11 protein-coding genes are annotated in these 11,457 nt (G+C 66.5%); 7 read left to right on the forward strand and 4 right to left on the reverse strand.

The window, feature by feature from the left end; translation table 11 throughout:
* Window positions 1–207: 207 nt before the first annotated feature.
* Complete coding sequence (locus tag QW863_RS26895; RefSeq protein ID WP_315716545.1) at window positions 208–615, reverse strand: MAPEG family protein; 408 nt, start codon at window positions 613–615, stop codon at window positions 208–210.
* A 95-nt stretch (window positions 616–710) separates the two neighbouring features.
* On the opposite strand from QW863_RS26895, the gene hemH reads away from it, so the two are divergent.
* From hemH to QW863_RS26910, 3 genes are all read left to right on the forward strand, one after another.
* A complete protein-coding gene (gene hemH, locus QW863_RS26900; protein WP_315769283.1) occupies window positions 711–1,763 on the forward strand; it encodes a ferrochelatase in 1,053 nt (350 codons plus the stop codon).
* 203 nt (window positions 1,764–1,966) lie between these two features.
* The gene (locus QW863_RS26905; protein WP_315716547.1) at window positions 1,967–2,971 is read left to right on the forward strand and encodes an SPFH domain-containing protein; all 1,005 of its coding nucleotides are present in this window, start codon (window positions 1,967–1,969) and stop codon (window positions 2,969–2,971) included.
* Between the two features lie 17 nt (window positions 2,972–2,988).
* Window positions 2,989–3,435 carry an NfeD family protein gene (locus tag QW863_RS26910; RefSeq protein ID WP_315716548.1) on the forward strand — a complete coding sequence of 149 codons (447 nt, stop codon included), beginning with the start codon at window positions 2,989–2,991 and terminating at the stop codon, window positions 3,433–3,435.
* Between the two features lie 138 nt (window positions 3,436–3,573).
* Here the strand turns inward: QW863_RS26910 and QW863_RS26915 are convergent, their stop codons facing one another.
* Window positions 3,574–5,292 (reverse strand): outer membrane beta-barrel protein, encoded by a 1,719-nt coding sequence (locus QW863_RS26915; RefSeq protein ID WP_315769285.1) that lies wholly within the window; start codon window positions 5,290–5,292, stop codon window positions 3,574–3,576.
* A gap of 170 nt (window positions 5,293–5,462) precedes the next feature.
* On the opposite strand from QW863_RS26915, the gene QW863_RS26920 reads away from it, so the two are divergent.
* Window positions 5,463–6,464, forward strand: a complete 1,002-nt coding sequence (locus QW863_RS26920; protein ID WP_315716550.1) for a KpsF/GutQ family sugar-phosphate isomerase — start codon at window positions 5,463–5,465, stop codon at window positions 6,462–6,464.
* A 51-nt stretch (window positions 6,465–6,515) separates the two neighbouring features.
* On the opposite strand, the gene QW863_RS26925 is transcribed toward QW863_RS26920, so the two are convergent.
* A complete protein-coding gene (locus QW863_RS26925) occupies window positions 6,516–7,058 on the reverse strand; it encodes a carboxymuconolactone decarboxylase family protein (RefSeq protein ID WP_315769287.1) in 543 nt (180 codons plus the stop codon).
* A gap of 142 nt (window positions 7,059–7,200) precedes the next feature.
* Between QW863_RS26925 and QW863_RS26930 the strand changes: the two genes are divergently transcribed.
* The 3 genes from QW863_RS26930 (at window position 7,201) to QW863_RS26940 (ending at window position 9,204) form a co-directional block, all read left to right on the forward strand.
* The gene (locus tag QW863_RS26930; RefSeq protein WP_315716709.1) at window positions 7,201–7,470 is read left to right on the forward strand and encodes a winged helix-turn-helix transcriptional regulator; all 270 of its coding nucleotides are present in this window, start codon (window positions 7,201–7,203) and stop codon (window positions 7,468–7,470) included.
* 87 nt (window positions 7,471–7,557) lie between these two features.
* Window positions 7,558–8,373 (forward strand): arylamine N-acetyltransferase, encoded by an 816-nt coding sequence (locus QW863_RS26935; protein WP_315716552.1) that lies wholly within the window; start codon window positions 7,558–7,560, stop codon window positions 8,371–8,373.
* A 15-nt stretch (window positions 8,374–8,388) separates the two neighbouring features.
* Complete coding sequence (locus tag QW863_RS26940) at window positions 8,389–9,204, forward strand: arylamine N-acetyltransferase (protein WP_315769289.1); 816 nt, start codon at window positions 8,389–8,391, stop codon at window positions 9,202–9,204.
* A 557-nt stretch (window positions 9,205–9,761) separates the two neighbouring features.
* Here QW863_RS26940 and QW863_RS26945 read toward each other — a convergent pair.
* Window positions 9,762–11,210, reverse strand: coding sequence for a glutamate synthase subunit beta (locus QW863_RS26945; RefSeq protein WP_315716554.1), 1,449 nt, complete (start codon window positions 11,208–11,210; stop codon window positions 9,762–9,764).
* Window positions 11,211–11,457 lie beyond the last annotated feature (247 nt).

An 11,457-nucleotide genomic window follows, 5' to 3' on the forward strand; every position in this document is an offset into this window, starting at 1 on the left:
CCCTCTGGCGGCCTCACAGTGCCGCTGCGGCAGTCCAATTCACTCCGCCTATAGGGAATTTCGCCGTCAAATCCAATCAACTGGCCGCAGCAGACCGGATCAAAGGAGAAACGAATGGCGTACAGACGGAGGCCGCATGGCCGTTTTGGTTAGCATCCGGATGGGCATGGAGATGTGACGCTTCTCACGCCCGGAAACTGGGCCCACTCAAACCGGCAGGTATTGGCGCAGCAGGGGCAGGAAGAAGATCGCGACGGTGATCAGGAACCCGATCGCCCACAGGATCGAGCGCAGCGACGGCCGGTTGCCGACGTAGGTCAGCACATAGGCGGTGCGCACGATCACGAACAGCACCGACAGCTCGTTGATCAGGTTCTGCGGCGCGCCGCGGAACTCGGCCAGCAGCACCGCCGCGGCAAAGAACGGGAACGCCTCGATGCCGTTCTGATGGGCGCCCAGCGCCCGCTCGCGGATGCCGCCGGCGTAGAAGGCGGGATCTCGCGGCCGGGCGTTGTCATAGCGCCCGCCACCGTCGACGCTGATCCATTTCGCCGGCACGATCGTTAAGAGATAGAGCATTACGCTGGCGAAAATGCACAATTCGGCAATCGTCATGGCTCCTCCAGCCCGATGACATCAGTGAAATGGCCCTTATCTTGACAATGTCGAAACAAGCCGCCAAGCCACGCCCTTCAGCAGTCACGGGCATCATGACCGCCGCCATCTCTCTGGACAATGCCAGGCCTGTCGACGTCAGGCCGTTGCCGGCCGCGAGCACGTCCCGCGTCGGCGTGCTGCTGGTCAATCTCGGGACGCCGGATACGGCCGACGCCGCCGGCGTGCGGGTGTATCTGAAGGAGTTCCTGTCCGACCGCCGCGTCATCGAGGACCAGGGCCTGTTGTGGAAGATCATCCTCAACGGGATCATCCTCAATGTCCGGCCGCGCAAGAAGGCGAAAGACTACCAGTCGATCTGGAACACCGAGAAGAACGAATCGCCGCTGAAGACGATCACCCGCGCGCAGAGCGAGAAGCTGGCAGCGAGCCTGGTCGACCGCAGCCACGTCATCGTCGACTGGGCGATGCGCTACGGCAATCCGTCGATCAAGGCTGGCGTCGATGGTCTCATGGCCCAGGGCTGCGACCGCATCCTGGTGGTGCCGCTCTATCCGCAATATTCAGCCGCGACCTCGGCGACCGTGTGCGACGAGGCGTTCCGCGTGCTGACCGAGCTGCGCGCGCAGCCGACGCTGCGGGTGACGCCGCCTTATTACGACGACGACTTCTACATCGAGGCGCTGGCCGTCTCGATCGAGGATCATCTGAAGACGCTGGCGTACAAGCCCGAGCTGATCGTGGCCTCGTTCCACGGCATGCCAAAGGAATATGTCGACAAGGGCGATCCCTATCGCGAGCAGTGCATCGCCACCACCGAGCTGCTGCGCAAGCGGCTCGGGATGGACGACACCAAGCTGCTGCTGACCTTCCAGTCGCGCTTCGGCTTCTCGGAGTGGCTGCAGCCCTATACCGACAAGACCATCGAGAAGCTCGCCAAGGACGGCGTCAAGCGCATCGCCGTGGTGATGCCGGGCTTTGCCGCCGACTGCCTGGAGACGCTGGAGGAGATCTCCGGCGAGAATTGCGAGATCTTCAAGCACAATGGCGGCGAGGAATTCTCCGCCGTGCCGTGCCTGAACGATAGCGCGCCCGGCATGGAGGTGCTGCGGCAGCTCGTGCTGCGCGAGCTGCAGGGCTGGTTGTAAAAGGCTGGCTCTGAGCCGCCGGCGGTATTGCCGGCCCGCTAGGTGAGCCGCCCGCCGGCGCAAGGCGGACGACCGTCCGCCCGTCGAAAATACTTTCCTGAACCGCGCCTAGCGGACCCCCGACCAAATCATGCAGTAATCCCTAGATTGTGATGGCTGCAGAGGCTGGTGAGGGGACGATCGTCTCCTCCCTTGGAGGATCCATGAGCGGTTTCGACATTTTCGCCATAGCGCTGGTGCTGCTGGTCATCTTCACGCTGTATTCCGGCGTGAAGACCGTGCCACAGGGGTTCGACTGGACCGTCGAACGGTTCGGCAAATACACCCGCACCTTGTCGCCGGGCCTCAACATCATCGTGCCCTTCTTCGATCGCATCGGGCGCAAGATCAACATGATGGAGCAGGTGATCGACATCCCCGAGCAGGAGGTCATCACCAAGGACAACGCCACCGTGACGGTCGACGGCGTCGCCTTCTACCAGGTGTTCGACGCCGCCAAGGCGAGCTACGAGGTGTCGAACCTCAACCAGGCGATCGTCACGCTGACCATGACCAACATCCGCTCGGTGATGGGCGCGATGGATCTCGACCAGGTGCTGTCGCATCGCGACGAGATCAACGAGCGGCTGCTGCGCGTCGTGGACGCCGCGGTGTCGCCATGGGGCCTCAAGGTCAACCGCATCGAGATCAAGGACATCGTGCCGCCGGCCGATCTGGTCGAGGCGATGGGCCGGCAGATGAAGGCCGAGCGCGTCAAGCGCGCCGACATCCTGCAGGCCGAGGGCCAGCGGCAGTCGGAGATCCTGCGCGCGGAAGGCGCCAAGCAGAGCCAGATCCTGCAGGCCGAGGGCCGCCGCGAATCGGCCTTTCTCGATGCCCAGGCGCGCGAGCGCGCCGCGGAGGCCGAGGCCAAGGCGACGCAGATGGTGTCGGACGCGATCTCCAAGGGCGACGTCGCCGCGCTCAACTACTTCATCGCCGACAAATACATCAAGGCGTTCGGCCAGCTCGCCGACTCGCCGAACCAGAAGGTGATCATGCTGCCGCTGGAGGCGACGGGCATGCTGGCCTCGCTCGCCGGCATCGGCGAGATCGCCAAGGCGACGTTCGGCGAGAGCGCGGCTTCGGCCGTGGCAGCCGCGCGCCGCGGCGGCTCGGTGCCGTCAGCGGGGACGGCGCCGAAACCGCCGACGCCGCCGCAGGCTTGACGCAGGGGAGGACACTGATGAGCGACATGTTCGTGACGCTCGGCACCTGGAACTGGCTGATCTTCGGCATCATCCTGATGGCGCTGGAGCTGCTCGCGCCGGGCATCTTCCTGTTCTGGCTGGGCCTCGCGGCGCTGCTGGTCGGGCTGCTGTCGTTTGCGTTTGCGCCGGGATGGCAACTGCAGATCCTGCTGTTCGCGCTGTTCGCGCTCGCCGCCGTGCCGCTGTGGCGGCGCCTCGCGCGGGCGAGCGCGGCGCCGTCGCAGGACAATCCGTTCCTCAACCGCCGCTCGGCGGCCCTGGTCGGTCGCGAGTTCACCCTGGAGAAGCCGATCGTCGGTGGCAACGGCACCGTGCGTATCGACGACACGGTGTGGCGCGTGGCGGGCCCGGACACGCCGGCCGGCAGCCGCGTCCGCATCGTGCAGGCGGACGGCGCGCAGCTCACGGTGGCCGCCGCGTAGTCCTGCGGGCGAGTTGACCGCTTTGAGCGACAGCCCCACCGCGTCCTTGCGAGCGCAGCGAAGCAATCCAGAGTCGTTTTGGAGCCCCTGGATTGCTTCGTCGCTGCGCTCCTCGCAATGACGGGGCGAGAGCTGGGTTCAATTCTGCAGCCTCACGCCGAGCATCACCACCGTGCCGGAAGAACCGGCGCCGGTGATGTTCGAATCCAGCTTGTCGTAGCGCAGCGTGCCCTTGACCCAGACGTTGCGCGACATCTTGTAGACGAGGTTGCCTTCGGCCGAATAGGTGCGGTCGCTGCGGCCGTAGCCCTGATAGTCGAGCGTGCCGAAGCTGAACTTGCCGATGCCGGTCAGCCAGCGGCGGAAATCGTGGTCGACCTGCACCGTGTAGGTGCGCACCAGCACGCCGGAGGCGCCGGCCACCGTCGTTTCTGCGAGCTGCGTGTCGGAGAGAAACCGCGCGGTGGTCAGCGGCGTCGCCGACCACACCAGCGAGGCCGTGGTGAGGAAGCCCTGCAGCCGGTTGAGCCGCGGGTCGACATAGCTGCGCGTGGCATAGCCCATCGAGACCTCGCCGGTCAGGAGCCGGGTGAACTCGAACGAGGTGCCGGCCTTGGCATAGCCGCCCGAGGAGTCGCGCTGATAGCCCGAACGATCGACCCGCTGGTCGTGCACGCGGCTGTCGCCCAGGATCTCGGCGAACGGCTTCAGGCCGGGCATGACCTCGTAGGACACCCGGCCGATGCCGCCGAACTGGTTGTAGTTGCGGTCGTCGTTCGACGTCATCGTGCCGTCGGTCAGCTTGCTCTGCTGATAGCTGGTGCGATCGGCGGTGGCGCCGGCCGAGACCTGCAGCCGGTTGAAGCGCTGGTCGATGCCGACGGTGGTGCCGAGCGTGGTGTAGACCGGATAGCGCGCCAATCCAGCTTGCACGCTGGGACTGCCGGGATTGTCGGTCGCGGCACGCAGCCGGAGCTGGGCGCCGACCGAGGTGTCGCGGCTGACGTCGAGGCGGCCGTCGACATGGCCGGTGAAGTCGGGGCGGTCGAGCGTGGTCGGCGCCGAATTGATGCCGCCATCCATGATAGCCGGCAGGGTGCTGCCATAGCCGGTGAAGGAGCCCCGCAGGTCGGCGACGAGGGCGTGACGCTCCCAGTTCGACACCGCCAGGAATTCCGGCGCGATCACCCAGGCCGGCATGCCGCGCGGCTTGGCGAGGCGGGCCGGGTTGCTGTCATAGCCGGCCGAGAGCTCCACCGCGCCCTTGATCAGGAACGGCCCGGCGTAGTCGCCGACCGCGCCGAACGGGTCGTCGTCGATTCTGAGGCGCTTGCGCGGCGGCTGGCCGGGCACGGTGCCGGCCATGGCAGGCGGGAGCGGCTGCCGGTTGGCGGAGGCCGAGGGCGGCAGGGTCGGGCGCAACTGGCCGGTGAGCTCGCCGGACGGCCGCGTGCCGGGACCCGGCGCCGGCTTGGGCCGCGCCTGGGCGGGATAGTATCTCGGCTTCTTGCGGGTGCGATTCAGCGAATCATAGCCGACATCGGATGCGCCGCTGGCCGCGGGTACACCGGGCAGGGGGACCAGATTTCGTCGTGCGGCCGAGCTGGTCGGCGCAGGCGTCGCGGGCAGCCCTGGCGTCGGGACGGCATCGGTCAGGCCGCTGACCACGGTCCGCCGCAACGGGGAGTCCTGCGGAGCCAGGAAGCCGTCGCGCACCGGCCGGAACACGTCGATGGTCTGCGAGTGCGCCGCATCGGGGCCGAGCCCGCCGAGCAGCAGGCATGCGGCGGAGGCGCCGCGCCACACCGCGCGCCTTCGCGCGCGCCTCGCGCGGCCGCTGTCAGGCCTCCACCCCACGATGAAAATACTCCAACAAAATCAATTGCGTCGTCGGGACACCCGCGCCGCCCGGCAAACCGCGTCGTTAAGGGAGTAAAAACAAATATGGTTAATGGGCTGTTGATGGCGTCTTGCTGCCTTACCCATGCTAAAGAGCGGCGCCTGACTGTTCAGCCTTGGAAGTCCGCATGCCGAGATCGAAGCCGTTGCCCGACACCGCTCCCGCCAACGCAGATATCCAGTCGGCACTGCGCACGCTCGATGCCGGCAGCAACGGCATTGCCGCGATCTCCGCGGCGCTGTCGGGACCTCTGGGAGCGGCCTTCGCCGCCGCCGTCGAACTGATCCGCCAGGCGAAGGGCCGGGCGATCCTCACCGGTCTCGGCAAGTCCGGCCACGTCGCCCGCAAGATGGCCGCCACGCTCGCCTCGACCGGCACGCCCGCGTTCTTCGTGCATTCCGCCGAGGCCGGCCATGGCGATCTCGGCATGATCACCTCCGACGACGTCGTCATCGCGCTGTCGTGGTCCGGCGAGCAGCCGGAGATGAAGACGCTGGTCAACTATACCAAGCGCTTCGCCATCCCGCTGATCGCGGTCACCTCGAATGCGCAATCGTCGCTGGGGCAGGCGGCGCGCATCGTGCTGGAGCTGCCGAAGGCGCGCGAGGCCTGCCCGCACAATCTGGCGCCGACCACCTCGACCCTGATGCAGGCCGCGATCGGCGATGCGCTCGCGATCGCGCTGCTCGAAGGCCGCGGCTTCACCGCGCTGGAGTTCGCCAATTTCCATCCGGGCGGCAAGCTCGGCGCCATGCTCAAGCACATCTCGGACCTGATGCGCTCGGGCGACGCGGTGCCGCTGAAGCCGCTCGGCACCGGCATGCCGGATGCGCTGGCCGAGATGTCGGCCAAGGGGCTCGGCTGCGTGGTCATCGTCGATGCTCGTGGTCACGTCGCCGGCATCATCACCGACGGCGACCTCCGCCGGAAGATGCGCGCCGATCTGTTGTCCGCATCGGTCGAGGAGATCATGACGGCGAACCCGCGCACCGTGCGCCGCGAGGCGCTGGCCTCCGAGGCGCTGGAGATCCTGAACTCCGCCAAGATCACGACGCTCATCGTGACGGATGGCTTGAAGCCAGTCGGCATCCTGCACATGCACGATCTGTTGCGGGCCGGGGTGGCCTAGCTCGAAGCGTCGTTTGCGGGCGCCCGGCTGCCGCGCGCTTGGGAAGACCGGTCAGCCTGCGTTGAATCGTGCCGCATCGGCCTCCAGCGGCAGCTGCAGTGCGTTCGCGACATACGACACGGTGCGATAGAAGCCGCACAGCAGGATGATTTCCAGCACCTGATCCTCATCATGATGCAGGCGGAGGCGGGCGAATTCGTCGTCGCTCAAGGTCGACCGTTGGTGCAAGGCATCGACCGCAGCGATCAGGGCCTGTTCGGGGGCCGACCAGCACGCCGCGTCGGCCGGTGCATTCACGGTGGCGTCGATCTGTTGCGCCGTCAGGCCGGCGTCTGAGCCAAAGATGCGGACGTGCACGCCCCATTCGTACTCGCACGCATTCAGCGCGCAGGTCCGATCGATGACGATCTCGCGCTGACGCAGGGACAGCGGGCCGCGGTCGAGCAGGCTGCCGCCGCGAAATTTGGTCCAGGCGCGCGCATGGCCGGCCATCACCCGGAACAGCATCAAGGGCGGCGCCCCGCGCATGATCTGGTCGAATTGCGCCTGGATGTCGGCCGGGTAGGGCGGCTGCAGCGGGGCGATCCGGGGCATGGCGGTTCCTCCTGTGCGGTGCTACATTTACTGTAGCAGTATGCTACGCTTTCCGTAGCGCTTGGCAAGCTGTTGGAGAGTTTTCGTGCCGAAAGACGTTCAACCGCGCCGGGTGCGCGGCTCGCGCTCGGGCCGGCCGGTCATGGCGCTGCTCGATCTGTTGGGCCGGCGCTGGTGCCTGCGCATCGTCTGGGAGCTGCGCGACGACGCCCTGACCTCCCGGGCGCTGCGCGCGGCCTGCGACGAGGCCTCGCCGACCGTGTTGCAGGCGCGGCTGGACGAGCTGCGCGAGGCGGGCTTCATCGTGCTGGGCGACAGCGGCTACGAGCTGACGCCATTGGGGCGCGAGCTGTTGGAGACCTTCCTGCCGCTGCATCGCTTTGCCGAGCGCTGGAGCCGGCAGACGGGATGAGCCGAGCTTGGGCACGTGCGCGGTCCCGTTCTGGCCGGGCACGGCGGCGTCGTGCTATGGGCTCGTCCGAGACAGGGAGCAGAGCCGATGCCGGGCGCATTCGATCTGGATAAATATCTCGTGCGCATCGGCTATCGCGGGCCGCTGGCGCCGACGCTCGAGACGCTGGCCGGATTGCAGGCCGCCCATGTCGATGCGATCGCCTTCGAAGGCATCGATCCGCTGCTCGGCCGGCCCGTGAACATCGATCTCGCCTCGGTCCAGGCCAAGATCGTCGACGGCCGCCGCGGCGGCTATTGCTTCGAACAGAATGCGCTGCTGAAAGCGGCGCTGGAGGCGATCGGCTTTGCGGTGACGCCGCTCTCGGCGCGGGTGCGGTGGCGGCTCGATGCCGATGCGCCGCTGACGCCGCGCACGCACATGATGCTGAAGGTGGACCTGCCGGAGGGGCCTCATCTCGCCGATGTCGGTTTCGGCTCCTGCCTGCTCGATACGCCGCTGCAGATGGTTGCCGACATCGAGCAGCCGACCGCGATGGGTACGTTCCGTCTGACGCTGTCTGATGGGCTGTATTGGCTCGCGGCGAAGCAGCCGGCCGGCTGGCGCACGATGTATGTGTTTGATCTGGTGCCGCAGATTCATGCCGACTATGTGCTCGGCAACTGGTTCACCTCGACCAGCCCGTTGACGCCGTTCACCTCGATGCTGATCCTGGAGCGGTTGACGCGTGAGGCGCGCTACAAGCTGGTCAATCGCCGCCTGGTCATCGAAGCGCGCGATGGCGAGGTGAGGAGCGAACAGATCATCGAGACGCCCGAGACGCTGCGCAGCGTCATCGAGGAGGTGTTCGGGCTCACGCTGCCGGTGCCCGTCGATGTGATCTGGAAGCGCATCGAGAGCTGACGGGAAAGCGTTGCGATGGCCGGTGAGCTTCAGCTGGATTCCTATCTCGCCCGCATCGACTATCGCGGGCCGCTCGCGCCCGACCTGTCGACGCTCGCAGCGCTGCAGGCCGCGCATGTCGACGCGCTGCCGTTCGAGGCGCTCGATCCGCTGATGGGCCGTCCCGTCCATGTCGACCTGCGGTCCGTGCAACAGAAGCTCGTGCTCGGCCGCCGCGGCGGCTACTGCTTCGAGCAGAACGTGCTGTTCCAGGCGGTGCTTGAGGCGATCGGATTCAAGACCACCGGCCTGGCCGGCCGGGTGCGCTGGCGCTCGGCGCCGACCGATCCGCTCGGGCCGCGCCAGCACATGATGCTGCTGGTCGAGGTCGATGGCCGCCCGCATCTCGTCGATGTCGGCTTCGGCATCTGCATGATGGATGCGCCCATTCGTCTCGAGCTCGGACCCGAGCAGCAGACGCCGATGGGAACGTTCCGCGTCGGCACGTGGGACGGGCTCTATACGGTCAGCGCGAAGCAGCCGACGGGCTGGCGCATGATGTATGCGTTCGACCTCGCGCCGCAGATCCATGCCGATTATGTGCTCGGCAGCTGGTACACCTCGACCAGCCCGAACGTGCCGGCCACGCATACGCTGATGATGGAGCGTGTCGAGCCCGGCATACGTCACAAGCTGGTCACCCGCCGCTATCAGCGGCAGGCGCGCGATGGCGAAGTCGTCGAGGAGCGTTTGATCGAGAGCGCTGCCGAACTCGGCCGCGTCATCGACGAGATATTCCGGGTGACGCCGCCGGTGCCGGTCGAAGACATCTGGGCAAGGACCAAGGCCTGATCACTCTCCGATGACGCGAGTCAAAACGCGTATTCGCGTGATCAGCGCGGACATGATCACGCGCGAACTGCATTTGAATGGAATGCCGGCGCGGCCATTGTGCTTATCTTAAGAGTCGCAGCTTTAGGTTGCGGGAACCAAGGGGGCTCGCGGCGTCCTGCCGTCGAACAGTGGGGACCGTCCACATGGCTGACATCGTGATGCTCGCGGTGCGCGCAATCCTCGAAGGCACGCCCGCTGCCGAGCCGGGCCGCTGTCGCTGCACGCGGCCTCATCCCGCCTGACATCGGAGCCGCGCGAGGCGCGGCTCATCCGAGCTGGCCCGATGGCCAGAACGGGTGGGGGCTTCACGGTGACACGTCGACCCTGACGCTTCGACGCTCATCCGATCGATCATGGACCGTCGACCTGACCTGCCACTTCAGGCCGTGCGGAGATTCATGCCGAGGAAGCCCCCACCCCTTTTTTGTTTCACGTTCTGCTGACTGGATGCGATCTTGACCCAACAGTCGGTGCAAGCCCGTCCAGTTAGCGAAACAGGGTGTTCACGCCACGGCTCAGCGCGGCAGCTCGGTCTTGCCCATCAGGAACTTGTCGACGGCCTGGGCGCACAGGCGGCCCTCGCGGATCGCCCATACCACCAGGGACTGGCCGCGGCGCATGTCGCCGGCGGAGAAGACCTTCGGCAGCGAGGTCTGGTAGTCCGTCAGGTTGGCCTTGACGTTGCCGCGCGGGTCGAGATCGACGCCGAGGCTCTTGAGCAGGCCCTCATGCACCGGATGGACGAAGCCCATCGCCAGCAGCACCAGATCGGCCGCGAGCACGAACTCGGTGCCGGGAATCGGCTTGAACTGCGCGTCGACGCGGACGCAATGCAGCTTCTTGACCGCGCCGTTCTCGCCTTCGAACTTCTGGGTCAGCACCGCGAACTCGCGCGCCGCGCCTTCGGCCTGGCTCGACGACGTCCGCATCTTCAGCGGCCAGTTCGGCCAGGTCAGCGCCTTGTTCTCACGCTCCGGCGGCGCCGGCATGATCTCGAGCTGGGTCACCGACAGCGCGCCCTGGCGCAGCGAGGTGCCGATGCAGTCGCTGCCGGTGTCGCCGCCGCCGATCACGACGACATGCTTGCCGCCGGCCAGGATGTCGGTCGCGTTCACGGGCTCGTTGCCGACTCGGCGGTTCTGCTGCGGCAGGAAGTCCATCGCGTAATGGATACCGGTGAGATCGCGGCCGGGAATCGGCAGGTCGCGCGGGGCTTCCGCACCGCCGGTCAGCGCCACCGCGTCGTAATCCTTCAGCAGCGACGTCGCATCGAGGCCGTCCTTGCCGCCGACATTGACGCCATAGTGGAAGGTAACGCCTTCGCCTTCCATCTGGGTGATGCGGCGGTCGATGATGCCCTTCTCCATCTTGAAGTCGGGAATGCCATAGCGCAGCAGGCCGCCGGCCTTGGCGTGCTTCTCAAAGACATGGACGTCGTGACCGGCGCGCGCCAGTTGCTGGGCGCAGGCCATGCCCGCGGGGCCGGCGCCGACGACCGCAATCTTCTTGCCGGTTTTCACAGCGGCGGGCTCCGGCTTCAGCCAGCCGTTCTCCCAGGCCTTGTCGACGATGGCGCATTCGATCGTCTTGATGGTCACCGGATTGTCGTCGATGTTCAGCGTGCACGACGCCTCGCACGGGGCCGGGCAGATGCGGCCCGTGAACTCGGGGAAGTTGTTGGTCGAGTGCAGATTTCGCGACGCCTCTTCCCAATTGCCGTTGTAGACGAGGTCGTTCCAGTCCGGGATCTGGTTGTTGACCGGGCAGCCGGTGGTGCCCGGCGCGGCCGAGCCGGTGCCGTGGCAATAGGGAATGCCGCAATTCATGCAGCGCGCCGCCTGGTCGCGCAGCTCCTTCTCGGAGAGCGGTACCACGAACTCGTTGAAGTTCTTCAGACGCTCGGCAACCGGCGCGTACTTGCGATCGTGACGCTCGATTTCGAGAAAACCTGTGACCTTGCCCATGACCTACGACGTCCCTTGTCATCGTTTCCGTCATTCCGGGACGGCGCGTTAGCGCCGGACCCGGAATCTCGAAGTTGTGGGGCGAGATTCCGGGTTCGCGCTTCGCGCGCCCCGGAATGACGCCGTCTCTCATTCGCTCCGTCATTGCGAGGAGTGTCAGCGACGAAGCAATCCAGACTTTCTCCTGGGCCCTGGATTGCTTCCGCCTACGCCCCAAGGGGCTTCGGCGGACAAGTCGCTACGCTCG

Origin of the sequence: Bradyrhizobium sp. SZCCHNR1017 (assembly GCF_032381375.1) — a bacterium.
GTDB lineage: Bacteria > Pseudomonadota > Alphaproteobacteria > Rhizobiales > Xanthobacteraceae > Bradyrhizobium.